Annotated in this window: 23 protein-coding genes; 13 read left to right on the forward strand and 10 right to left on the reverse strand. The window is 68.8% G+C overall.

Features of this window, described 5'->3' with window-relative positions:
- Positions 1–25 precede the first annotated feature (25 nt).
- The 7 genes from HNR11_RS03240 to HNR11_RS03270 all read left to right on the forward strand — a co-directional run bounded on the left by HNR11_RS03240 (position 26) and on the right by HNR11_RS03270 (position 6,898).
- Entirely contained in the window at positions 26–2,482 is a 2,457-nt protein-coding gene (locus tag HNR11_RS03240) for a DEAD/DEAH box helicase (RefSeq protein ID WP_179441108.1), read from the forward strand.
- Positions 2,483–2,970: 488 nt separating this feature from the next.
- Complete coding sequence (locus HNR11_RS03245) at positions 2,971–3,966, forward strand: MetQ/NlpA family ABC transporter substrate-binding protein (RefSeq protein ID WP_179441109.1); 996 nt, start codon at positions 2,971–2,973, stop codon at positions 3,964–3,966.
- Entirely contained in the window at positions 3,963–4,991 is a 1,029-nt protein-coding gene (locus HNR11_RS03250; protein WP_179441110.1) for an ATP-binding cassette domain-containing protein, read from the forward strand. The genes HNR11_RS03245 and HNR11_RS03250 overlap by 4 nt, the downstream gene beginning before the upstream one ends.
- Positions 4,988–5,665 carry a methionine ABC transporter permease gene (locus HNR11_RS03255; RefSeq protein WP_179441111.1) on the forward strand — a complete coding sequence of 226 codons (678 nt, stop codon included), beginning with the start codon at positions 4,988–4,990 and terminating at the stop codon, positions 5,663–5,665. The genes HNR11_RS03250 and HNR11_RS03255 overlap by 4 nt, the downstream gene beginning before the upstream one ends.
- A gap of 264 nt (positions 5,666–5,929) precedes the next feature.
- Positions 5,930–6,169 (forward strand): DUF4244 domain-containing protein, encoded by a 240-nt coding sequence (locus HNR11_RS13845; RefSeq protein WP_218849638.1) that lies wholly within the window; start codon positions 5,930–5,932, stop codon positions 6,167–6,169.
- Positions 6,153–6,503, forward strand: coding sequence for a TadE family type IV pilus minor pilin (locus HNR11_RS03265; RefSeq protein WP_179441113.1), 351 nt, complete (start codon positions 6,153–6,155; stop codon positions 6,501–6,503). The genes HNR11_RS13845 and HNR11_RS03265 overlap by 17 nt, the downstream gene beginning before the upstream one ends.
- A complete protein-coding gene (locus HNR11_RS03270; protein WP_179441114.1) occupies positions 6,500–6,898 on the forward strand; it encodes an Rv3654c family TadE-like protein in 399 nt (132 codons plus the stop codon). The genes HNR11_RS03265 and HNR11_RS03270 overlap by 4 nt, the downstream gene beginning before the upstream one ends.
- A 7-nt stretch (positions 6,899–6,905) precedes the next feature.
- On the opposite strand, the gene HNR11_RS03275 is transcribed toward HNR11_RS03270, so the two are convergent.
- Positions 6,906–8,072: a M20/M25/M40 family metallo-hydrolase gene (locus HNR11_RS03275; protein ID WP_179441115.1), complete on the reverse strand. Its 1,167-nt coding sequence runs from the start codon at positions 8,070–8,072 to the stop codon at positions 6,906–6,908.
- A gap of 51 nt (positions 8,073–8,123) precedes the next feature.
- On the opposite strand from HNR11_RS03275, the gene HNR11_RS03280 reads away from it, so the two are divergent.
- The 4 genes from HNR11_RS03280 (at position 8,124) to HNR11_RS03295 (ending at position 11,161) form a co-directional block, all read left to right on the forward strand.
- A complete protein-coding gene (locus HNR11_RS03280; RefSeq protein WP_179441116.1) occupies positions 8,124–8,936 on the forward strand; it encodes a GNAT family N-acetyltransferase in 813 nt (270 codons plus the stop codon).
- Positions 8,933–9,661: an SIS domain-containing protein gene (locus HNR11_RS03285; RefSeq protein ID WP_218849639.1), complete on the forward strand. Its 729-nt coding sequence runs from the start codon at positions 8,933–8,935 to the stop codon at positions 9,659–9,661. Before HNR11_RS03280 ends, HNR11_RS03285 begins: the two co-directional genes overlap by 4 nt.
- Positions 9,661–10,791: an o-succinylbenzoate synthase gene (menC, locus tag HNR11_RS03290; protein ID WP_179441117.1), complete on the forward strand. Its 1,131-nt coding sequence runs from the start codon at positions 9,661–9,663 to the stop codon at positions 10,789–10,791. The genes HNR11_RS03285 and menC overlap by 1 nt, the downstream gene beginning before the upstream one ends.
- A 91-nt stretch (positions 10,792–10,882) precedes the next feature.
- On the forward strand, positions 10,883–11,161 hold the full coding sequence (locus tag HNR11_RS03295) for an Lrp/AsnC family transcriptional regulator (protein ID WP_058889587.1): 279 nt from the start codon (positions 10,883–10,885) through the stop codon (positions 11,159–11,161).
- 148 nt (positions 11,162–11,309) lie between these two features.
- Here HNR11_RS03295 and HNR11_RS03300 read toward each other — a convergent pair whose 3' ends face one another.
- Positions 11,310–13,430, reverse strand: coding sequence for a TRAP transporter fused permease subunit (locus HNR11_RS03300; RefSeq protein ID WP_179441118.1), 2,121 nt, complete (start codon positions 13,428–13,430; stop codon positions 11,310–11,312).
- Complete coding sequence (locus HNR11_RS03305; RefSeq protein WP_246310299.1) at positions 13,427–14,425, reverse strand: TAXI family TRAP transporter solute-binding subunit; 999 nt, start codon at positions 14,423–14,425, stop codon at positions 13,427–13,429. Before HNR11_RS03305 ends, HNR11_RS03300 begins: the two co-directional genes overlap by 4 nt.
- A 245-nt stretch (positions 14,426–14,670) precedes the next feature.
- Here HNR11_RS03305 and HNR11_RS03310 point away from each other — a divergent pair, with 245 nt between their 5' ends.
- Positions 14,671–15,657 carry a DUF4031 domain-containing protein gene (locus tag HNR11_RS03310; RefSeq protein ID WP_179441120.1) on the forward strand — a complete coding sequence of 329 codons (987 nt, stop codon included), beginning with the start codon at positions 14,671–14,673 and terminating at the stop codon, positions 15,655–15,657.
- Here the strand turns inward: HNR11_RS03310 and HNR11_RS03315 are convergent.
- From HNR11_RS03315 to HNR11_RS03335, 5 genes are read right to left on the reverse strand one after another with little or no spacing between them, the layout of a single operon-like run.
- Positions 15,644–15,949, reverse strand: a complete 306-nt coding sequence (locus tag HNR11_RS03315; RefSeq protein WP_179441121.1) for a thiamine-binding protein — start codon at positions 15,947–15,949, stop codon at positions 15,644–15,646. The genes HNR11_RS03310 and HNR11_RS03315 overlap by 14 nt on opposite strands.
- Positions 15,950–15,959: 10 nt before the next feature.
- A complete protein-coding gene (locus tag HNR11_RS03320; RefSeq protein ID WP_179441122.1) occupies positions 15,960–16,583 on the reverse strand; it encodes a type II secretion system F family protein in 624 nt (207 codons plus the stop codon).
- Positions 16,576–17,421 carry a hypothetical protein gene (locus HNR11_RS03325; protein WP_179441123.1) on the reverse strand — a complete coding sequence of 282 codons (846 nt, stop codon included), beginning with the start codon at positions 17,419–17,421 and terminating at the stop codon, positions 16,576–16,578. The genes HNR11_RS03320 and HNR11_RS03325 overlap by 8 nt, the downstream gene beginning before the upstream one ends.
- On the reverse strand, positions 17,418–18,572 hold the full coding sequence (locus HNR11_RS03330; RefSeq protein WP_179441124.1) for a TadA family conjugal transfer-associated ATPase: 1,155 nt from the start codon (positions 18,570–18,572) through the stop codon (positions 17,418–17,420). The genes HNR11_RS03325 and HNR11_RS03330 overlap by 4 nt, the downstream gene beginning before the upstream one ends.
- Positions 18,565–19,695: a CpaE-like family protein gene (locus HNR11_RS03335; RefSeq protein WP_179441125.1), complete on the reverse strand. Its 1,131-nt coding sequence runs from the start codon at positions 19,693–19,695 to the stop codon at positions 18,565–18,567. Before HNR11_RS03335 ends, HNR11_RS03330 begins: the two co-directional genes overlap by 8 nt.
- Positions 19,696–19,898: 203 nt before the next feature.
- Here HNR11_RS03335 and HNR11_RS03340 point away from each other — a divergent pair, with 203 nt between their 5' ends.
- On the forward strand, positions 19,899–20,636 hold the full coding sequence (locus tag HNR11_RS03340) for a PIG-L deacetylase family protein (protein WP_179441126.1): 738 nt from the start codon (positions 19,899–19,901) through the stop codon (positions 20,634–20,636).
- 59 nt (positions 20,637–20,695) lie between these two features.
- Here the strand turns inward: HNR11_RS03340 and HNR11_RS03345 are convergent, their stop codons facing one another.
- Positions 20,696–21,481, reverse strand: coding sequence for an NUDIX domain-containing protein (locus HNR11_RS03345; protein WP_218849640.1), 786 nt, complete (start codon positions 21,479–21,481; stop codon positions 20,696–20,698).
- Complete coding sequence (gene nth / locus HNR11_RS03350) at positions 21,474–22,256, reverse strand: endonuclease III (RefSeq protein ID WP_179441127.1); 783 nt, start codon at positions 22,254–22,256, stop codon at positions 21,474–21,476. The genes HNR11_RS03345 and nth overlap by 8 nt, the downstream gene beginning before the upstream one ends.
- Positions 22,257–22,374 lie beyond the last annotated feature (118 nt).

The raw sequence follows: 22,374 nt of genomic DNA on the forward strand, positions 1-22,374 counted from the left end.
CCCATCCTGACGTAGCCTGAGGGTGATGCCCGATCAGGACCCCTATGAGCTGCTGCGCCGTGCAGGTCTGCCGGCAGAGATCGGCGATGCCGGTCCGCTGCGGCATGTCCGCACCCTCCCAGCTCGTGCGGCGCATACTGCGGCCTGGCCGGAGTGGGTCCCCGAGGAGCTGCGCGCCGGGTACCGCCAGCTGGGGGTCACCGGGCTCTACACCCACCAGGTGCGCGCGGCTGAGGCGCTGCACGCCGGGCACCATACGATCCTGGCCACCGGCACCGCCTCTGGGAAGTCGCTGGGCACCCAGCTGCCCGGACTGGCGGAGATCTGCGGGGGCCGACGCGGACGCTCGACGACGGCGGGCCTCGGCGCTCCCCGGGCAGGCTCACCCGAGGGCCGGAGCGCCGAATCGGGCACCGCACCCGGCGCGGGCACGACCATGCTCTACCTCTCCCCCACCAAGGCACTTGCCGCGGACCAGCTCGACGCGCTGACCCAGCTGGCCGAGGCCACCGGGCCCGCCGGGACCCAGGGCGGCATCCGCGCCGCCGCCTATGACGGCGACACCGACCCGCAGGAGCGCCGCTGGGTCCGGCAGCATGCCAATGTGGTGCTGACCAACCCGGACATGCTCAACGTCGGCATCCTGCCCAACCATCGCGCCTGGGCCCGGTTCTTCGCCCGGCTGCGCTATGTGATCATCGACGAGGCGCACAGCTGCCGGGGGATCTTCGGCTCGCACATCGCGCTGCTGCTGCGCCGGCTGCGTCGGATCTGCGCGCACTACGGGGCTGACCCCGTCTTCACCGGCGCCTCGGCGACCAGCGGTGACCCGGCGACGTCGTTCTCCCGGCTGATCGGCCACCCCGAGACCTCGGTCCAGGCCATCACCGAAGACGCCTCGCCGCACGGCGCGGTGGATGTCTACCTGTGGGAGGCCTCGAACTCCGCGCTGACCGGGGACAACGCGGCTCCGCTGAAGCGCAGCCTCACCGTGGAGGCCGCCGACATCCTCACCGACCTGGTGGTCGCCGGGCACCGGACGCTGAGCTTCATCAAGTCCCGCCGCGGAGCCGAGACCATCGCCCAGATCGCCGCGGACTCCCTCGCGGAGGTGGACCCTGACCTGCGTGGACGGGTGGCGGCCTACCGCTCGGGGTACCTGAAGGAGGAGCGCCGCGAGCTCGAAGACGCGCTGCGCCAGGGGCGGCTGCTCGGCGTCGCCTCGACTCCCGCCCTGGAGCTCGGGATCGACATCTCCGGGCTGGATGCGGTGATCATCGCGGGGTGGCCGGGCACCCGCGCCTCGTTCTTCCAGCAGCTGGGCCGGGCCGGACGGTCCGGCCAGCGTGGCGCCGCGTTCTTCATCGCGGGCGATGACCCGCTGGACTCTTACCTGCTGGATCACCCGGAGGCGATCTTCGAGACCGCTGTCGAGGATGCGGTCACCGACCCGTCCAACCCGCATGTGGCAGGCCCGCACATCCTCGCCGCCGCGCAGGAGCTGCCGCTGACCACGCCGGACCTGGAGCTGTTCCCGGCTTGGCTGATCGACTCGCTCACCGAGCAGGGACATCTGCGGCGCCGACCGCGTGGCTGGTTCTTCGCCCACGACGACGTCTCTGCCGCCGCCTGGGTCAAGCTGCGCTCCGACGGCGGGGGGCCCTACACGATCGTGAACTCCCAGGACGGCACCGTGATCGGGGACATGGGTTCCGCCCAGGCCCAGCCGCAGGCGCATCCCGGGGCGGTCTATCTCCACCAGGGGCGCAGCTACATCGTCGAGGAGCTGGATCGGGAGAACAGCGCGGTGCTGGTCTTCCCTGCGAGCCCGCCGTATTACACCCAGGCCCGAGCCACCACCTCGATCGAGGTGCTGCAGATCGAGGAAGCCGTGGACTGGGGCCGCTACCGGCTGCATACCGGGATGGTGGAGGTGACCAGCACCGTGGTGGGCTTCCAGCGCAAGGCGCTGGGCTCCTCCGAAGTGCTCTCCGACGAGCCGCTGGACCTTCCGCCGTCCTCGCTGCGCACCCAGGCGATGTGGATCACCGCTCCGGAGACCGAGCTCGCGGCCGCCGGGGTCACCCCGGAACATGTGCCCGGTGCGCTGCACGCCGCAGAGCACGCGATGATCGGGCTGCTGCCGCTGCTGACCTCCGGGGACCGCTGGGACATCGGCGGGGTCTCCACCGCGCTGCACCGGGACACCGAGCTGCCCACGATCTTCGTCTATGACGGGCACCCCGGCGGGGCAGGCTTCGCCCGGCGCGGGTTCGAACTCGCCGCCGAATGGATCTCCGCCACCGCGGAGACCATCGCCGGCTGCGACTGCGCCACCGGCTGCCCCTCCTGCGTGCAGTCCCCGAAATGCGGCAATAAGAACAATCCGCTGGAGAAGCAGCCGGCGCTGCACCTGCTGCGCGCGATGCTCGCAGCCCGTCCCGAGGCGCCCACCGCCGGTTCGGGCGTCTCGACGGAGTGAGGCGTCCGGCCGGTGGGAGTGACCCCGCGGGCGTCTGACGTCTCCCCCGGTGCGTGACGTCTCCCCGGTGCGTGACGTCTCCCCGGTGCGAGGCTGAACACACTGCGCTCTGTGACGGAACATGAATCCCCGTCCGGAGGCTGAGAAACCTGAGTTATGATGGAACCTGCTTCACGAGAAGTGACCTGGGGATCCGCCGTCGGCGGTGACCCGACGATCCGTTCACGGTCACTCACCAACCCCATGTTCAAGGGTGGTCCCGGATCACGAAGCGGCTTGTTCTCACCAGAAGTGGGGCCCATGGGCCTCAGCTGAGGTGCTGACCGGAACAGGCAAGAGCAGCGTCGAAAGGACATTCCCCTCCCACGCACCCATCGGTGCGTTCTTCGCTCGTGCGTGAACATTCGCGAGCACTCCAGGCACATTTCCCTGGACACCCTGTCTTCATTTCGGGCGAGGATCCGCCCGTACTGACCGAAGGATCACTCATGACTCACCAGCAGACCCCCGCCGGACCCCTCTCCAACCAGCGTCGCCGTGGAATCAGCGCACTGGCCCTCAGCGCCACACTCGCGCTGGTGCTGAGCAGCTGCAGCGCCTTCGATCGCGGCGACGCGGCCGAGGCCGCGCCAGAGGACCAGCAAGAGTTCACCATCGGCGTCGTCGGCGCCACCGAGAGCCACCGCGAGGTCGAGCGGATCGCGGAGGAGGAGCTCGGCTACGAGATCGAACTCGTCGAGTTCACCGAGTACACCCAGCCCAACCCGGCGCTGACCAGTGGTGACATCGACGCCAACTGGTTCCAGCACATCGCCTACCTGGCTGACTACAACGTCAGCTCCGGTGAGGACCTGCAGCCGATCGGCTCCACCGCCGCTGTGCCGCTGACCCTGTACTCCAACGAATACACCGACGTCAGCGAGTTCGCCGACGGGGACACCATTGCGATCCCCAATGATGCGGTGAACCAGGGGCGCGCGATCAACGTGCTGGTGGAGGCCGGGCTGCTGGAGCTCTCCGAGGAGACCCGCCAGCCCGAGCCCCGGCACATCGATGAGGAGGCTTCCACCGTGACGGTGCAGCCGGTCGCCGCCCAGCAGACGGTCAACGCGCTGGAATCGGTGGAGGGTTCGGTCATCAACAACAACTTCGCCCAGGACGCCGAGCTGGACCCCGAGGGTGACGGCATCTTCGCCGATGACCCCACCGACGCCTCGGCGTTCCCCTACATCAACGCCTTCGTCACGCGCGCCGAGGACAGCGAGAACGAGGCGCTGCGTGAGATCGCGGCGGTCTACCACGATGAGCGGGTACTGGAGATCGAGGACGAGCTCTCGGCAGGCACCTCGGTCCCCGCCTCCGAGGTGACCCCGGAGCAGCTGCAGGAGGCGCTGGTGGACTACGAGGACTCGCTGCGCAACGCTGGTACCGAGTCCGAGGACGAGAATGGCTCCGACGACGAGGAAGCGGACGAGGACGCGTGAGCCCAGCTCCGCTGATCGAGTTCAACAACGTCACCCGGACCTTCGGGTCGGGAGACAAGACCGTCACCGCGGTCGACGAAGTGAGCCTGCGCGTCGACCGCGGTGAGGTCTACGGGGTCATCGGGTTCTCCGGGGCCGGGAAGTCCACCCTGATCCGCCTGGTCAATGGACTCGAGCGCCCCACCGCCGGGTCCGTCCATGTGCTGGGCCAGGAGATCTCCGCAATGCGGGAGGGGCAGCTGAACAAGGTCCGCTCCCGGATCGGGATGGTCTTTCAGCAGTTCAACCTCTTCCACTCCCGCAATGTCGCCGGCAACGTGGCGTATCCACTGAAGGTGGCTGGGTGGAAGAAGGCCGAGCGTGAGGCCCGAGTGGAGGAGCTGCTGGAGTTCGTGGGACTCACCGAGAAGGCAACCCAGTACCCGGAGCAGCTCTCCGGTGGGCAGAAGCAGCGTGTTGGCATCGCCCGCGCGCTGGCCGCCAAGCCGGACATCCTCTTGGCGGACGAGTCCACCTCTGCGCTGGACCCGAAGACCACCGGAGAGGTGCTGCGGCTGCTGCGTCGCGCCAATGAGGAGCTCGGCATCACCATCGTGGCGATCACCCACGAGATGGAGGTCATCCGCTCCATCGCGGACCGGGTCGCCGTGATGGACCAGGGTCGGATCGTGGAATCCGGACTGGTCTATGACGTCTTCTCCAGCCCGCGCGAGACCAAGGACGCCAGCTTCGTCGGCGCCGCATTGAAGAACCGCCCCACGGCCGAAGATGTGCAGCGGATCCGCGGGCACGCCACCGGTCGGCTCGTGGTGGTCTCGCTGCAGAACGCGGCGGCGGTCAGTTCGGTGCTGGGCGAGGCTGCGTCGCATGGGGTCTCCTTCGAGATCGTGCACGGCGGCATGAACACCACCAAGAACGCCTCCTACGGCCTGCTCACGCTCGCCCTGGAAGGTGATTCCCGTTCGGTCGAGGCCTTCGTGGCGGCGCTGAACTCAGCCGGAGAAGTCCAGGAGGTGCACGAATGATCGACACATATCGAGCTCTGGACTGGAGCTACTACGGGCCCGAGCTGCTCGAGGCGATCTTCGACACCATCTACATGGTCGCCTGGGCCTTCCTGCTCGGCGGCTTCATCGGGCTGACCATCGGACTCACGCTCTACACCACTCGGGAGGGCGGGCTGCTCTCGAACAAGTACGCCTATATGGCGATGAACGTCATCGTGAACCTGATCCGCCCGATCCCCTTCGTGATCCTGATCGCCGCCCTGCAGCCGGTGACCATCTTCGTGATCGGATCCGGGATCGGCAATGATGCGGTGATCTTCGTGATGATCTGGGCCTCCACCTTCGCGATTGCCCGAATCGTGGAACAGAACCTGGTCTCGATCGACCCAGGCGTGATCGAGGCGGCCCGAGCCATGGGTGCTTCCCGACTGCGCATCATTCTCACGGTGCTGCTGCCGGAGGCGCTGGGCCCACTGATCCTGGGGTATACCTTCGTGATCATCGCACTCACCGACATGTCGGCGCTAGCGGGGATCATCGGCGGCGGCGGCATCGGCAACTTCGCCATCGTGGAGGGTTACAACAGGTTCCGCCCCGAAGTGACCTGGCTGGCGGTGATCGTGGTGATCCTCTTCGTCCAGTCACTGCAGCTGGTGGGCAACTGGTTGGCGCGCAAGGTGATGCGGCGCTGACCCAGGAATGGCGCGGGTGACGGTCTCGCGCTCCCTGGACGGTGTCTCCGAGCGCAATGCGGGCATCAGATGGCGGCGGAGCTGCGGACCGAGACGGTTTGCCCCAGCCCTGATGATCTGCTCGGCCTGTGTCCCGCCAGTGCACAGCGCGAGACTCTTCGTCCTCGCCGGTGGTGCAGCGGCCAAGACTGGTGGGACCTGCAGCCAGCAGGTCCCACCAGTCGTCGGCTCTGCGGAACCGCGACCGTCACGGAAGGCACGGTCATGAACAGCATGGTCATCACACGCGCGGACCAGGAGAGGACTCCGAAGGGTCCCGCTGCGCAGCGGGTCGAGGTCTGGGCTCGGCAGCTGCATCAGGAGGAAGACGGCCTGGCGACCGCCGAGTACGGCATCGTGATGCTTGCCGCAGTCGGCTTCGCGGGACTGCTGGTCGCGGTGCTGAGCTCCGGCACAGCCCGCGGACTGCTCACCGGCATCATCGAACGTGCGCTCTCCTTCTGAGCGCGGCTCGATCAGCGCCGAGTTCGCCCTCGCGCTGCCCTCGGTGGTGCTGGTGCTGCTGCTCGTGCTCTCCCTCGGGCTGCACGGAGCGACCCAGGTCAGCCTGGAGGCTGGCGCCGGCGCCGCGGCCCGCGAGCTCGCGCGTGGGCAGGGACCGGAGGCTGCGCAACGGACCGCCAGACGGATCGCTGGCGAGGAGGTGTCCTTCGCGCTCGGCCACGACCAGGATTACGTCACGGTCTCACTGACACGTCCCGTGCGAATCCTAGGAGGGATCGAGGTCGCGATGACCCAGGACGCTCAGGCCACCGCCCGGGTCGAGACCCTGCCGTGAGTCACCTGAGGCGTACCACCGAGGAGCGCGGCTCGGGAACGGTGGCGGCGCTGGGGCTGATCATGGTGCTGCTCCTGCTGCTCGCGGCGGCGCAGGTTGCGAGCCTGGTCGCGGTCTCCTCCGCGCAGGCTGCCCGCGGGGCGGACCTGGCGGCGCTCGCCGGAGCCGATGCGGCGCGCGGGCTGAGCACCGGCAGCCCGTGCGCCGTGGCGGAGGCTGTGGCCCTGCGCAACGCGGTTCAGCTCACCAGCTGCACTGTGACCGGCGAACACGGCACCGAGGTGCTGGTGCGCACCGCAGTGCCGATCCTTCCCGGCCGACTGATCGACCCCGGTGGCGTGGACCTCTCCGCACTGCTCAGTCGTGGTGCGGCGCGCGCCGGGCCTCCCGGGTGAGCCTGGATCAGAGCCGGGACAGCAGCGCCGCCAGCAGCGCGATCCGTTCCGGGATCGATTCCAGCCGGACCTGTTCGTGATCGGCGTGGGCCCCTGCACCGTCAGGACCGAACCCGTCGAGGGTCGGCAGCCCGGAACCGAGGAAATTGGTGTCTCCGGCGCCAGCCGCAGGACGACCGCCGACGCCGGGAAGTCCGGCGTCCTGGGCAGCGGCCTCCACAGCGGCAAGCAGCTGCTCATCCGCGGCGTCGGCCTGCCAGGCGGGACGCTGGGACAAGGTGTGCACCTGCAGCTGGGCATCTGGACGCACCGGAGCCAATCCCCGGATCGCCGCCAGCACCTGCTCCTCGACCTCGGGGGTGCGGAACCGCAGTCCCACCTCCACAGATGCCGCCGCGGGCACCACGTTGGTCTTCCCTCCCCCGGTGATGGTGCCGACATTGCACAGCACGTCTGCCGGGGCGGCCTCTTGGGCAGCACCGATGATCTTCCGCAGCGCCAGGATCTGATCCACCAGCTCCTCGATCGCGTTGATCCCACCCTCGGGGTCCAGTGCGGCATGCGAGGCGCGCCCGGTGACCTGCAGCCGGAGCCTGGTGCTGCCCAGCCGACCCACCTTCAGCGCCCCACCCGGGTGTGGCGACTCGAAGCCGAGCACGGCACTGACCCCCTGCGCACTGGTCAGCAGCAGTTCCCGCGAGCTGGGGGAACCGATCTCTTCATCCCCGACCACGATCACGCGCACCGGCGGCCGGGAGAGCCCCAGTTCGGTGCTCACGCTCAGGCCTTGGTGCATGATCAGCAGCCCGGACTTCATGTCGAAGATTCCGGGCCCATAGGCGATGCCGTCCTCGATGCGGAACGGCATGTTCTGCAGCGTTCCGGTCGGCCACACGGTGTCAGAGTGCCCGACGAAGAGCACCGGAGCAGCATCCCGCTGCTCCCCGGCTCCCGGAATGTCCAGCACCAGGTGGGTCCCCCACTCCCCGGTCTGGGCAGAGACTTCGGCGTCATGTTCGGCGAAGAGCTCGCGCACCTGATCCGCGACGGCGGTGACTCCCGCTGCGTCGCCGGTGGGAGACTCGACTCCTACCATGCGTTCCAGAAGTTCCAGGGTGCTCTCGTAGCGATTCCTCGCCAGATCAAGCAGGGCAGTGGGAGAAGGGGTATCCATGGGACTATGATACGCAACGTAAGAACATTGACCAGGCTTCGAGAGGACCGCATGAGAGACCAGGATGCCGTCGCACCCGCTGCCCCCGCCATGCCGGAATCGGTCAGCCTGGCAGACGGGGTGCAGGTCAGGGGCCTCACCGAGGTCGCCGAGCTGGAAGCTGCCTGCCGGCTCTATCGCGATGTCTTCTCCTACAGCGGGGAGGATCAGGGCATCAACGCTCGGCTGCTGAAGAACCTGCTCACCTACGGGGGCACCGTCGTCGGGGCGCTCGACGCCGCGGGCGCCGTGCGCGGGATGGCGTTCGGCTGGACCGCCGTGGAGACCGATCCGGAAGACCCGCACATCTATCACTTCTCCCAGGCCGCGGTGATCGCCCAGGACCTGCAGGGCCAGGGGGTGGGCCGTGCGCTGAAGAACGTCCAGGCCGCCGTCGCACACCGGCAGGGTGCAAGCCGGATGCGCTGGACCTATAACCCGATGATCAGCCGCAACGCGCACTTCAACCTGGACGTGCTCGGCGCACAGGGCCGCTGGTTCACCCGGGACGCCCTGGCCGGCCCAGGCACCGATCGCATCACCGTGGAATGGCGCCTCGGCGGTGACAGCGCCCCGACGCTGCCCGGCGCATCCCATGAGTTCGACGCCGAACTGACGGAGCAGCCGCTCACCGCTCCCGGAGAGACCCGGTCTCATGGCGACTCGATGGCGCTCGCCGTTCCCGCCCAGCAGCCCACCGATCCGGCAGTCGTCGTGGTGCTCCGGAGCCGCTTCAGCGAGATCTTCGACCAGGGGTTCGTGGCAGTCTCCTGCCGCCGCGTAGATGAGGATCTGGCCGTCTACAGCTTCACGAGGCCATCGTGAGCAGCAACGGAACCAGCAACAGCCGCGACGATATGCCGGGCCAGGACCCGGGCACGGCGCCGGAGGAGCAGGTGCCGGACGAGCAGGTGCCGGAGGAGCTTCGGGGGCCGGATAGTCCCGCGGCACGCTTCGGAGCCAGCATGACTCCTCGTGCCTCGGCCAAGACCCTGCAGGCGAGGTTGATCCGCAAGGAGCGCGAGAACCTGGACCGGGTCTTTGCCAGCTTCGAGACCGAAGACTCCGTCGCCCGAGCCGCCGCGTTGATCGCCGGGGCCCGCCGTCGGTTCATCGTCGGTCATGGGAGGTCCGCCGCCTTCGCGCACCTGCTGGATCTGGATCTCTCTCACGGGCTCTCTCAGGTCTGGCTGATCGATGGCCAGAGCACCCGCGGACTCGACGTGCTCACCGATGTGCGCGGCACCGATGTCCTGGTCGCGTTCTCGATGCGCCGCTACCGCCGCGAGACTGCAGAGCTGGTGCAGGCCTTCGCCGCGCGCGGTGGCACGGTGGTCGTGGTGACCGACTCAGCGGAGGCACCCGTGGTGGAACCGGCCAGCGAAGCAGTGATCGTGCTCACCGACTCCGCCTCCGTCACGGACTCCGCCACCGGCATCGCCGCAGTGATCCACCTGCTCACTGCGTTGACCACGGCAAGCGCCAAGGGAAGCCGACGCCGGCTGACCGAGAGGGAATCACTGATCCAAGAGATGGGACTGTATATCTGATGCGCGCCACCGAGATAGTGCTCCACGACGTCGAGCTCCCCCTGCGGCATGCCTTCGAGACCAGCTCGCACCGGAAGTCCTCGCTGCGTCACCTGCTGGTGGAGATGATCGCCGAGGACGGGTCCGTGGGCTGGGGCGAGATCGCCTCACCCGCTGGACCCTTCTACGCCCCCGAGACCACGACGACGGCGTGGCAGACCGCCGTCGAGCATCTGATCCCCGCCGTGCTCGGCGCCCAGTGGGAGCACCCCGATGAGATCGCCGGACTCTATGCCAAGGTCCGCGGAAACTACTTTGCCAAGGCCGGAATCGAGATGGCCGCCTGGACCCTGTGGACGCAGGCGCAGGGTATCCCGTTGGCAGCAGCACTTGGCGGTGAACGCGACAGCGTCATCGCGGGGGTGTCACTGGGCATCGAGCCGAGCATCGAGGCGCTGCTCACCGAGGTGGCCCGGCATGTCGACTCGGGCTACCCGCGGGTGAAGCTGAAGATCGCCCCGGGCTGGGATGTGGAGCCGGTGCGCGCGGTGCGCGAAGCCTTCCCCGACCTCGATGTCCACGTCGACGCCAACGGGGCCTACCCGGGATCCACCGAACCCGGCGGTGAGGCAGCCTTCGAGGTGCTCCGCACCCTGGACCCCTACCGATTGACCATGATCGAACAGCCCTTCGCCCCGAAGAACTTCTTGGACCACGCGCGGCTGACCGCCGCGCTGGAGACCCCGGTCTGCCTGGACGAGTCGGTGGAGACCCTCGATGACCTGCGCACCGCGCTGGCCCTGAAGGCGGGCAACGTGCTCAACATCAAGGTCTCCCGGATGGGTGGGCTCAGTGCAGCCCGAGACGCCCACCGCCTCGCCGCCGAGGCTGGTTGGCCGGTCTGGTGCGGAGGCATGCACGAGTTCGGTGTCGGCCGGCTGGCCAATGTGGCGATCTCTTCGCTGCCCGGCTTCACGCTGCCCTCAGATGTGTCAGCCTCCGGGAAGTACTACGCGGAAGACATCATCGACCCTCCGGTCACCGCGGACCAGGGAGTGGTGCAGGTCCCGACCGCACCAGGGCTCGGCCACGGCGTGCGCCGCGAGGTCATCGACGCCCATGCCACCAGGCAGGAGCGCTTCCGGGCCTGACGCGTCCCTGCGGCGCACTATCCTGACATCAGTACCCTGAAGAGTCGGCAGTCCTCGCGACGTCTCATCTACTGAGAGGCAGAGAAAGACCATGGTCACCGCATTCGTGATGATGAAGACCGATCCGCACCGGATCCCCGAGTCCGCGCAGGACATCGCCAATATCGACGAGGTCCAGGCCGTGTATTCGGTCACCGGCAAGTGGGATCTGGTGGCGATGGTGAAGACTCCGAACCTGGAGGATCTCAGCGACCTGGTCCCGGCGAAGATCTCCAAGGTGGCCACGGTCCATGACACCGAGACCATGGTCGCGTTCCGCACCTACTCGGATCAGGAGCTCGAAGCCAGCTTCAGCCTGGGCGGAGAGTAGCCCGGGCTCTGCTCAGACACTGAGGGCCCGACCGGAATCCGGTCGGGCCCTCAGTGACTGCTCGGGGTAGAGCGTTTCAGGCCTTCAGCGCCTCGGGTTCAGCATCCCGCGTGCAGCGCCTGAGGGACTCCACCCGCTGCGCCTGGACTCAGGCCATCCCCGGTGCGGGGTTCTCCACGGAACCGCCGCCGCGGGCGGTGACCCGTGCGCCGTCGTCCTGGGGCTCAGTCGTCTCAGACGACCCGTCCCCGCGGCCACGCCGGACGACCTGCAGGACCACGGCCACCGCGAGGGCCGCCATGCCGCCGACCGAGATCAGCAGATCCGGGTAGATCAGCATCAGACCGCCCAGGATGAGCAGCACCCGCTCGACGACGTTCGCGCGCAGCAGCAGATACCCGGCAAGGCCTGCGGCCAGCGCGATCATCCCCACGATCACAGTGAGCAGGGACGTTGCCAGTTCGTCCCAGGTGCCCTGCAGCAGCAGCGCCGGCTGCAGGATGAACACGTACGGGATCAGGAACCCGGCCAGCGCGATCTTCACCGCCGCCACACCGGCCGCCATCGGGTTCGCCCCGGCGATGCCGGCACCGGCATAGGCGGCGAGACAGACCGGTGGTGTGATGTCTGCCAGGATGCCGAAGAAGAACACGAACATATGCGCCGCGATCAGCGGGACGTCGAAGTTGTTGTACAGGATCGGCGCCGCCACGGAGGCGGTGACCACGTAGTTCGCGGTGGTCGGCAGGCCCATGCCCAGGATGATGCAGGCGATCATGACGAAGAAGAGCACCAGCAGGAAGCTGCCTCCGGCGATGGAGACCAGCCCGCGGCCGAGCTGACCACCGAGTCCGGTCGCCGTCACGGTGCCAGCCACGATGCCCGCCGTGGCGCAGGCCGCGATCACCGGCAGCGCAGTCCGTGCCGCCGCGATGAAGAGCTCCACGAACCCACGCAGGTTCAGTCGCGTGGAGGAACGGAAGAAGCTCAGCACGATCGCTGTGGCGATGCCCAGCAGCGCCGCCCGCGTGGGGGTCAGCCCCGAGATCAGGGTGCCGATGATGACCACCAGCGGCAGCAGCAGGTCCGCCCGGGTCAGCAGGGACCGGATGCTCGGAAGCTCCTCCACCGGAAGTCCCTCGATCTGCTGACGCTTCGCCTCGAAGTGCACCGAGAGGAAGGCCCCCAGGAAGTAGAGCAGCGCAGGGATGATCGCGATCACGATCAGGTCGTTGTACTCCACGTTCGGGACGTTCTGCGCCATGATGAACGCCGCAGCGCCCATGATCGGAGGCATCAGCTGCCCGCCGGTGGAGGCGGTGGCCTCAGTGGCCGCGGCGAAGTGTGGCTTGAACCCTGCCTTCTTCATGATCGGGATCGTGAAGGAGCCCGAGGCGACGGTGTTGGCCACCGAGGACCCTGAGACCATGCCCTGCAGACCTGAGGCCGCGACGGCGGCCTTCGCCGGTCCGCCGGTGTACTTGCCCGCAGCCCGGAAGGCCAGGTCGTTGAAGAACTGGCCGATGTTCGTGCGCAGCAGGACCACGGCGAAGAGCAGGAACAGGAAGATGAAGTTCGCTGAGACCTGCAGCGGGGTGCCGAAGATGGAACGGGTGGAGAGGAAGGTCTCCGCGGCGAAGGCATCCAAGGATCGCCCGCGATGCGGGAAGATCGGGCTCATGTTGCCCCAGATGCCGTAGGCGATGGCCACGCTGGCGATGATCACGATCGGCAGACCCACGCAGCGGCGGGTCGCTTCCAGGACCAGCAGGGTCCCGGCCACAGCCACGGTGTAGTCCAGCGCGCTGAAGCCCAGGATCTGCACGGCGTTGCCGACCAGGTAGTCGTAGCGGAAGACGATGTAGAGGTTCACCGCCATGCCAGCTGCCGCGAGAACGGCGTCATACCAGGGCACACCGCGGCCACGACCGAGCAGCAGGTCCTTCCAGAGGACCCCGCTGGGCGGGACGTTGAGCAGCTTCTTGCTCGCTGGGTAGAGCAGGAAGACCAGGGAGGTGGCGCCTGCCAGGTGCAGGGCGCCGTGGATCCAGCCCGTGAAGGGCCGCTCGAGAGCGTAGTAGAGGTGGTACAGGGTGAAGGCCACGGAGAGCCCGCCGACGAGCCAGGTCCACCATCCCAGGTCCGTCCGGAATCGACTCGAGGTGTCGTGCTGCCGAAGAACCTCGGCCGCCCGCTCCTCCGCACCGACCCCCGGCTCCTGCTGATCCGCAGGAGCCGGGGAGCGATTCTCAGCGGTGCTGCGTGTCACGGCAGTTCGATGCCCTGCTCTTCGAAGTACCGCTGCGCACCGGGGTGCAGCGGGATGTCGCCGATGCCGGTCAGGGCGTTCTCCTCGGTGATGTTCTCGCCGACCTCGAGGGTGATGTCGCCGGCGTTCTCCAGCGTGGCGGCGGTGATCTCGTAGCCGAGATCCTCGCTGACCTGGGTGGTGGAGGCGACCAGCGCGGCGAAGACCGAGACGGTGGTGACGTCCTCGTCGAGGAAGTCGTAGGCGTCTGCGGAGATGTCATAGGACTCAGCGCCGGAGTTCTCCGAGATCGCGTCGGTCATGTCATCTTCGATTCCCAGAAGCCTGACATCGGTGGAGGCCGCCAGCTGGGTCAGCCCGGCGACCGGGGTGCCGACCACGAAGATCGAGGCGTCGATCTGGCTGTCCGCGAGCATGTCCGTGGAGGTGCCGAAGTCGGCGACCTCCGCGGTGTAGTCGCCCTCCTCGATGCCGTGGGCGGCCAGGATGGCGTCGGAGATCGCGCGGGTGCCGGAGCCGGAGTCGCCCACGGCGATGGTCTGACCCTCGAGGTCCTCGATGGACTCGATGCCGGAGTCCTCGCGGACGATGATGTGCGCGGCCTCCGGGTAGAGGTTGGAGATCCAGCCGAAGTTGTCCAGCTCGATGCCGTCGAGGTCCTCGATCTCACCGGCCACGCCGCTGGCGGCGGTGTCGTTCTGACTCAGGCCGAGCTGCATCTCCTCCTGATAGATCCCGCCGAGGTTGTCTGCGGATCCGCTGGTCTCGATGGCGGTGACCGAGACGTCCTCGATGTTGTCCTCGAAGATCGCGGCCAGCTCGTCTCCGAGCGGGAAGTAGGTGCCGGCGGTGCTGCCGGTGCCGAAGGTCAGCTCATTGGTGAAGCTGTCCTCGTCGCCGGTCTGGACCTCTGCGTCCCCACCTTCGTCGTCCCCTCCGCAGGCGGACAGGGCCAGTGCGGCTGCGGCGGTCGCCGCAATTGCTGTTCGACGCATTTTCATGAGTCTTCTCCTCAGTCGGGTGATATCAAGGTGCGTGGGATGTCCAGAGATGCGTTGAGCAGCCCACGGATTGAGTACACGGTGCGATGTGTAGTCAGCCACTTTACCGTGGTGCAAGACACTTTAGTGGCTAGATGGCGACCCTCCTTAGACTGTCCTATACGGATGATCAGGGTGTTTCGTGTTTTTCGCAGCGTGGAAACCACGCGCCGAGGCGTCGAGAGTCGGGAGGAGCTGGGATGACGATCTATATCGACCCGCCGACCTGGCCGGCGCACGGCACCGTGTTCTCCCACCTGATCTCGGATCACTCGCTCGAGGAGCTCCACGAGGCCGCCCAGGCCGCCGGCGTGAGCATCCGCGCCTTCGATCGGGATCACTATGATGTGCCGGCCCACCGGTTCGATGACCTGGTGGGGCGTGGGGCGGTGCCGGTCTCAGGGCGCGAGCTGACCCGGATCCTGCTCGGCTGCGGGTTGCGGATCCCAGCCGCGCAGCGCCCGGAGAAGCTGCGCCGGAACCTGACGCGCGCCTGGGACCGGTTGGGCGCGCAGTGGGACCAGACCCGGCGCAGCGCACCCGCCTCCGGGCCCCGCGAGACCGACGACGACGGCCCAGCCTCCCGGCTCGCCGGCGCAGACGAGCCGTGGGTGGCGCTGGGCGAGGAGCTGCTCGGCCGCTGGTCCGAGCCACACCGGAACTACCACTCACTGACCCATCTCGGCTCGGTGCTGCACGGGGTGGGTGCGCTCCAGCGGGCCGGAGAACTGACGTCACAGCAGCGCCCGGTCGTCGCGCTGGCCGCCTGGTTCCATGACGCCGTCTACGCCGGGGCGCCGGAGACCGATGAGGAGCTCTCTGCGAGGCTTGCGGAGGAACGGCTCGAGGCGCTGCTCCCCGCAAGTGCGGTGGCGGAGACCGCACGGTTGGTGCGGCTCACCGCGCACCATGACCCTCAGACCGGGGACCGCTCAGGGGCGGTGCTGGTGGACGCCGATCTCGCAGTGCTGGCCCAGGCGCCGGAGCACTACTCGCGCTACGTCGCAGCCGTGCGTGCGGACTACAGCCACGTGGACGAGGAGGACTTCCGTCGCGGCAGGGCGCAGGTGCTGCAGCGGCTGCTCGCAGCGCCGTCGCTGTTCCGCACCGCCACCGGGGTCCAGCGGTGGGAGCCGCAGGCTCGGGTGAATCTGATGCGCGAGCTCGAGCAGCTCAGTCGCCGCTGAGGCGCTGCTCGAGCCGGGTCACCTTCTCGGTGAGCTGCCCGGTGAATCCCTCGCGGATATCCGCCTTGACCACGAGGCTGACCCGGGAGCTGACCGCGGCCACGGCCTCGGTGGCGCGTCGGATGACATCGAAGACCTCGTCCCAGTCGCCTTCGACGGTGGTGAACATCGACGTGGTCTCGTGCGGCAGCCCAGACTCACGCACCACACGGACGGCTTCGGCCACGGCCGCGCTGAGCGACCCGTCGGGGATGTCCACGGCGACGGGCGCGACGGAGAAGGCTGCCAACATGAGTCACAGATTACGTCAGTTCCTGGACCATGCCCAGGACCACGGGGATCACGCCGATCAGGATGAAGCCCGGCAGGAAGCACAGCCCCAGAGGCAGCACCATCTGCACTCCCAGCCGAGCGGCCTGCTCCTCCACGGCGCGTCTGCGCCGTCTGCGCGCCTGGGTCGCGGTGAGTTCCAGAAGCTCTGCGGTGGGCGCACCGGTGGCGTGAGCGAAGGCCAGTTCCTGCCCGTACTCGCGCAGCGGGGTGTCACCGGCTACACAGGACCAGGCGTGCTTCCACTGCTGACCTGCGGCGAGTCCACGATGTACCCGGGCCAGCGGTGCGCAACCCGGGACGTCCTCGCCCAGCCGCTGGACTGCAGCGTCGATCCCGACACCAGCGCGCAGCATCGCCGCCGTGAGGTCCAGAAGCGTCGCCGCGTCGGGGGCGCGCGGCGACGCGGATCTCTCCGCGGAGCAACTCTGCGCTGGGGATCTCGCGGAGGATCTCTGCGCGGTGAACTTCTGCGCGGCGAAGCCGCCTGCGGGGGTTCGTCGCTGGCGAGGCACTGGTGGGACCGACACCAGCAGCACCAGGAGACCTACCAGCAGCGCGCACACGAGTCCCGAGAGCAGCTGCCACTCAGCCATGCCGCGCCACCGACCGGATCATGGCGCTGCTCCAGTGCCAACCCAGGAGCATGCACCCCAGGCCCAGCAGAAGACACCCCCAGCCCAGCACCGAGCCGAACAGGACTGCGAGCGGAGCAGCGCCCATCAGTGCCCCCAGCACCACTCCGCCCACGGGCAGTGCGGCGAGGATGCCTTGGGTCAGACGCGGACCAGCCGCCGCGGCGCGCACGGCGGCCTCCAGCGCAGCCGAGTCCTCCATGGAGTCGGCCGCTTTACGGCAGAGCCTGGCCAGTGGCGCGCCCGTGGATTGAGAGAGCGCATGGCTGCTGATCAGACTCTCGAGGACCTCTGCGAGGACCCCCTGAGCGCCGGGCGAGGCACCGGACCCGAGGACCCGGGAGTGCACAGTGGCCGTCGCAGTCCACAGGCGCCGCCCCCAAGCCGAAGACCCCGGGATGCTCAGCGAGTCCAGGCTGCGCCGGAGCCCGACCACGGCACCGAGTCCCGCCTGCTCCGCCGCGGCCGCCAACACACAGACCTGGGTCAGCGGGTGCTCGGTGTCCCGCGAGCGCCAGTGTGAACTGAGGTCGGCCCAGGCCTGCGCCTGCGACCTTCCCGACTGCAGCAGCGACGCGTATTGGTGCAGCAGCACCTCGGCGCTGCCGCGCAGCTCATCCTCACCACCGCCATGAGACCTGCTGCCTCGCAGAATCCCGCTGACCAGCGGAATCACCCTGAGCACCCGGCGCCGCAGACCACCGGACGCCCGGCGAGACGGCGGAACCCCGAGGAGACCTGCGATCGCCGCGGCCGTCCCGAGAGCGCAGATCAGCAGCAGCTGCGCCGGCTCGGTCATCGCAGACCGATCCGGCGGGTCAGCTCGTCCCATCCGCTCTGGGTCTGCACGTCCGCTCGGCCAGCCGAGCCGAGCGGCCCGCCCACCAGCGCCGGCACCATCTGCAGCACCCGTTCTCGGCAATGGACCAGGGAGATCGCCACCGGCATCCGACGTCCGCAGCGGCGCTCCATGTGGATGACAGCGTCCAGGGCGGCCCCGGCCTGAAGCGCCACCGATTCCGGTGAGAGCTCGGCGAGCGCGCCCATCGCGGTGAGCCGGGCTGGCACCGCTTGAGGAGAGTTCGCGTGGACCGTCCCCACCGCCCCCTGGTGCCCGGTGTTCATCGCCGCCAGGAAGTCCTTGAGTTCACTGCCCCGGCACTCCCCGACGATGAGTCGGTCCGGGCGCATCCGCAGCGTCTCTCGGACCAGCTGGCCGATTCCCAGCGCACCGGCTCCTTCGACGTTGCCCCGGCGCTGCTGCAGGTGCAGCACATGCGGGTGGTCCGGGCGCAGCTCCGTGGTGTCCTCCACGATGATGATCCGCTCCTGCTGCGGGCACTCGGCGAGCATCGCTGCCAGCAGGCTGGTCTTCCCGGAGCCGGTGGAGCCGGAGATCAGACAGTTCATCCGGGCCTCGATGATGCCGCGCAGGACCGGCAGCCACACCTCCGGGGCGTCCCACTGCTGCGCGAGGTGATCCAGGCTCGAGGTTGAGCCGCGGGAGATGCGCACCGAGATCATCGTGCCCTCCACCGCGACCGGCGGGATCACGGCGTGGATCCGGCAGTCCCCGATCCGGCCGTCGGCGCAGGGCTGGCCTTCATCGAGCCGACCGCCCGAGAGTGCGATCAGTCGCCGCGCCAGACCGCGCACCTGCGCCTCCGTCGCGAAGCTCACAGCGGTCAGCCTCAGTCCGGCCTCTCCGTCGGTCCAGACCTGCCGGAGCCCATCGATGAGCACATCGGTGACATCGGGCTGGTCGACCAGCGGCTGCAGCGGCCCTAACCCGACCAGCTCATCGCGCAGCGCCCTGACCAGCTCACCGGTGCTTCGAGCTCCCAGCGCCAACCCTGCGGCGCGGACCGCCTCAGCGATGCGCGCGGCGGTCACCGGCTCCGGAGAGCTGGTCAGCTTCTCCCGGAGGGCCTGAAGCTGCTGATCACTCATGGCGGACCCGTTGTTCCAGGTCCAGGACCTCCAGCAGCGCTCCTATACAGGAGGCGCCTCGCCGCGAGCGCAGCAACTCATAGGCTGCACCGAGGTCCTCTTCGCGGCGGAGCCAGCGCTGTTCGGGGATCGCTCCGGCCAGTGGAAGATCCGCGGCGAGCGTCAGATCGTTGAGATCCCACCCAGCCTGCGCGGCTCCGTTGACGACCAGCATCCGCGGGGCTCCGTCTGCGTCGCCCAGCTGCCGGGACGCGGCGGCGCCGCGTGCGCTGCACGGGGTGACCAGCAGCAGCTGATCCAGGTGTTCGCGCACCAGCGACTCTGTTTCGGGATCCCGTCCGAGGTCGATCAGCACGGTGTCGAAGGCTCTGCGGGCCGCACGCACCACCGGTTCCAGCATCCGCTGCCGCACCTGGCGACCGGGAGCTCCGCTGAGCACGTGCACTGCGTCCCGGACCGGCAGCGCGGCGGCCAGCTGCGTGGCGGCTATCTCTCCCTCCAGGTCGGCAAGCTCCTCCCACCCGAATTCTGCGGCTCCCTCTGCGCTGTGCCCTGGCTCCGGCCTGCGACGTGCATCTGGGGTGGGCATCCCCACTCCAGATGCCATCCGATGTGACCGGGCATCTGAGAGTGTTGCGATCCCAGACCCCGGCGCCGGGTCAGCATCGATGAGCAGCACCGACGCCCCGCGCACTGCCTGCTCCGCCGCCAGGAGATACGCCACGGTGCTGGCTCCGACCCCGCCCAAGACGCCGGCCACTGCCACGACCCGGCCGGGGCTGCGGTCCAGGAGCTGCTCGCTGAGGTGCCGGGCCAGCCATCCCTCTGCGGCGGGCAGCGGGACCGGCCGCAGCCCGGTGTGCTCTGCCGCGATCTTCCACAGCCGCTGCTCCTCTCCGGGACCCCCGCCTGGGTCTCCCAGCAGCAGAGCGCCCCGCCCGTGGCGGGCCGACGCGGGCGGGGCGTCAGCACCGCACATCAGGACCGCCCAGTCCCGGGACGCGGCGGCATCCCAGCTTTCACGACACTCCAGCGCAGCACCCACGGTGGCCGCGATCAGTGCGACGTCGTCACGCAGCACACGGTTCGCCGTGATCAGCAGAAGGCGAGGTTCAGGGTCCATGCCTTCACCCTGCCGCGGGTTGGGGCTGGGGTCCGCCGGGGCTGCCGAGCTGTGGGCCGCTCCATCGGGGAGCGGGATCTCACCCGAGGTGGGGAAAAGTCCACAGAGGAGACACACCCCGGCTCCGAACCCGTCTGCGTGCGCCAGAGGTGCCAAGAGCTCCAGCCCCTGCGCACCGCGACGGCCGCCTCTAGACTGGGCCGATGAGCCCAGACTCCTCTCCCCTGCCCACCTATCAGGACTCCGAGCTGCGCCGGGTGCTGTGCGTGGTGGCGCACCCTGACGACATGGAGTACGGCGGATCGGCCGCCGTCGCCCGCTGGACCGCGCGCGGCGCCGAGGTCTCCTATCTGCTGCTCACCGCTGGGGAAGCCGGGATGCGCAGCCGAGACCCCGAGGAGGCCGCGGAGATCCGCGCCGAGGAGCAGCGGCGGGCCTGTGAGCTGGTCGGCGTCTCCGACCTGGTGATCCTGGATCTCCCGGATGGGACGCTGGAACCCTCCCTGGACGCCCGACGCCAGATCGCCCGGCGCATCCGGCAGCTGCGCCCCGAGGTGGTGCTGACCCAGACCTGGGAGCTCGAGGTGGCCTGGGGACTCAACCATGCCGATCACCGCGCGACCGGGCTCGCCACCCTCGACGCCGTCCGGGACGCCGATAATCCCTGGGTCTTTCGTGAGCTTCTCGAGCAGGAGCGGCTTGAGCCGTGGGCGGTGCGTGAGCTGCTGGTCTTCGGCTCGGCACCGACGCATGTGATTGACATCAGCGGGGAGCCGCTGCAGCAGGGCCTGGCCTCGCTGGAGGCTCACGAGCAGTACCTTCAGGAGCTGGGAGGCGCCGCGGAGACCCGGCAGATGCTGGAGTCCATGGCTGCAGAGCAGGCGGCGGATCTGCCCGGAGTCGACCATGCCCTCGGCGTGGCCGTGCACCAGATGAGCTGACCTGCGACCCGGAAACCCGGACTCATCTGCAGCGGGAGAGCCCGCCTGGGCATCGGGACCTAGAGCCCGGGCAGGTACTCCCCCGGGTCCACGCTGCGCTCGGGGTCCCAGGGCTGCTCCCAGCCCAGCCGGTTGAGCACCCGGTCCACCAGGATCCCCGTGAAGCCCCAGATCAGCGTGCCGTCCACGAGGAACGCCGGGGCCTTGAACACGGTTCCTGCGCGCCGCAGAACGGTCATCCGGCGATTCTCCGGCTCGACCAGGGCGTCCAGTCGCACGGTGAGCACCCGCTCGACCTCACCGGTCTGGGGCACCAGCGCACCGGTGTGTCCGGTCATGCCGATCACCGGTGTCACCATGAAGCCGCTGATCGGCACCGGAGCCGGCGGGAGCGAGCCCAAGACCCGGACCCGGGCGGGGTCCAGGCCCACCTCTTCCTGAGCCTCGCGCAGTGCCGCGGCGGTCGGATCGCGATCGAACTTCTCCTGCGCCCCGCCGGGGAAGGAGATCTGCCCGGGGTGCTTCTTCAGCCCCGGGGAGCGTTCGGTCAGCAGCAGGTGCGCCTGGTCTTCGTCGGGGGTGGGGGCGCAGAAGAGCATCAGCACCGCGGCCTGCCGGGCGTTCTCCATACCTGCCGGAGTCTTCTTCGGGGGCACGGTGATCGGGCGCGGATTCCACCAGCCGCCGGAGCTTGAGGATTCCGGATGCGTGCTCGCGTACTCGCGCCCCTGCTGCAGCAGGGCCTCGAGCCGGGTCGGGACCGCGGCGCCGGTCAGCGAGAACTCCGCAGGGACTCCCCCGCCGAGCACATCGGGTCCCTGCCGCGCGGCCTCGGCATCACGCACTGAGCGGGTATCCCTGCGCGCGCAGCTCCCGGCGGGTGTGCCCGGCCTGCATCTTCGCCAGCAGCTCCTCGCGCCCCGGGGCCAGCTCGTACTTCAACAGGGTGGCCGCCGTCTCCGGATCGACCTCCCCGGCGCCGAAGGACGGACACAGCGAGGCGATCGGGCAGGCTCCGCAGGCAGGGCGCCGGGCATGACAGATCCGCCGCCCATGGAAGACCAGTCGGTGGGACAGGTCGGTCCAGTCGCGCCGCTCGAAGAGCTCGGCCACCTCCTGCTCCACCTTCACCGGGTCCTGCTGCTGGGTCATCCCCAGCCGGCGGGCGAGCCGGCCGAAGTGCGTGTCCACGGTGAGTCCCGGTTTGCCGAAGGCGTCCCCGAGCACCACGAACGCGGTCTTGCGCCCGACCCCGGGCAGCTTGACCAGCGCGTCCAGGGAACCGGGCACCTCGCCGTCGTGCTCGGTGACCAACGCGTTGCAGAGCCCCAGCAGCGAGCGGGTCTTGGCCCGGTAGAAGCCCGTGGACCGGATGACCTCGGCCAGTTCATCCTCCTCGGCGTGGGCCATGGCGTGGGCGTCGGGCCAGCGGCGGAAGAGCTCCGGGGTGATCGTATTGACCCGCACATCGGTGGTCTGCGCGGAGAGCACCGTGGCGACCAGCAGCTCGAAGGCGTTGCTGAAGTCCAGCTCGGCCACGGCGTAGGAGTAGACCTCCCCCAGGACACGATTGATCCGGCGCACGCGGCGCTTCTTCCCCAGCAGGGTCTCTTGACTCATCGCAGACCATTCTACGAAAGCCTCATGGGTGCGTCCGCTATGTGATATCCACCTCAGACCTGGCGGCCCGGAAGATGTATTGTGAGCGGGAACACAGGAGTATCCAAGGAGGAGCCGC

It is taken from the genome of Nesterenkonia sandarakina (genome assembly GCF_013410215.1).
Lineage (GTDB): Bacteria > Actinomycetota > Actinomycetes > Actinomycetales > Micrococcaceae > Nesterenkonia > Nesterenkonia sandarakina.

What these genes read in the sequence shown, in the direction of transcription:
- HNR11_RS03315 (WP_179441121.1), bottom strand. Translation starts at nt 15,949, where the DNA reads ATGTTGGCAGCCTTCTCCGTCGCGCCCGTCGCCGTGGACATCCCCGAC.
- HNR11_RS03295 (WP_058889587.1), top strand. Translation starts at nt 10,883, where the DNA reads ATGGTCACCGCATTCGTGATGATGAAGACCGATCCGCACCGGATCCCC.
- HNR11_RS03330 (WP_179441124.1), bottom strand. Translation starts at nt 18,572, where the DNA reads ATGAGTGATCAGCAGCTTCAGGCCCTCCGGGAGAAGCTGACCAGCTCT.
- HNR11_RS03240 (WP_179441108.1), top strand. Translation starts at nt 26, where the DNA reads ATGCCCGATCAGGACCCCTATGAGCTGCTGCGCCGTGCAGGTCTGCCG.
- HNR11_RS03310 (WP_179441120.1), top strand. Translation starts at nt 14,671, where the DNA reads ATGACGATCTATATCGACCCGCCGACCTGGCCGGCGCACGGCACCGTG.
- HNR11_RS03320 (WP_179441122.1), bottom strand. Translation starts at nt 16,583, where the DNA reads ATGGCTGAGTGGCAGCTGCTCTCGGGACTCGTGTGCGCGCTGCTGGTA.
- HNR11_RS13845 (WP_218849638.1), top strand. Translation starts at nt 5,930, where the DNA reads ATGAACAGCATGGTCATCACACGCGCGGACCAGGAGAGGACTCCGAAG.
- HNR11_RS03245 (WP_179441109.1), top strand. Translation starts at nt 2,971, where the DNA reads ATGACTCACCAGCAGACCCCCGCCGGACCCCTCTCCAACCAGCGTCGC.
- HNR11_RS03340 (WP_179441126.1), top strand. Translation starts at nt 19,899, where the DNA reads ATGAGCCCAGACTCCTCTCCCCTGCCCACCTATCAGGACTCCGAGCTG.
- HNR11_RS03275 (WP_179441115.1), bottom strand. Translation starts at nt 8,072, where the DNA reads ATGGATACCCCTTCTCCCACTGCCCTGCTTGATCTGGCGAGGAATCGC.
- nth (WP_179441127.1), bottom strand. Translation starts at nt 22,256, where the DNA reads ATGAGTCAAGAGACCCTGCTGGGGAAGAAGCGCCGCGTGCGCCGGATC.
- HNR11_RS03280 (WP_179441116.1), top strand. Translation starts at nt 8,124, where the DNA reads ATGAGAGACCAGGATGCCGTCGCACCCGCTGCCCCCGCCATGCCGGAA.
- HNR11_RS03255 (WP_179441111.1), top strand. Translation starts at nt 4,988, where the DNA reads ATGATCGACACATATCGAGCTCTGGACTGGAGCTACTACGGGCCCGAG.
- menC (WP_179441117.1), top strand. Translation starts at nt 9,661, where the DNA reads ATGCGCGCCACCGAGATAGTGCTCCACGACGTCGAGCTCCCCCTGCGG.
- HNR11_RS03335 (WP_179441125.1), bottom strand. Translation starts at nt 19,695, where the DNA reads ATGGACCCTGAACCTCGCCTTCTGCTGATCACGGCGAACCGTGTGCTG.
- HNR11_RS03325 (WP_179441123.1), bottom strand. Translation starts at nt 17,421, where the DNA reads ATGACCGAGCCGGCGCAGCTGCTGCTGATCTGCGCTCTCGGGACGGCC.
- HNR11_RS03305 (WP_246310299.1), bottom strand. Translation starts at nt 14,425, where the DNA reads ATGCGTCGAACAGCAATTGCGGCGACCGCCGCAGCCGCACTGGCCCTG.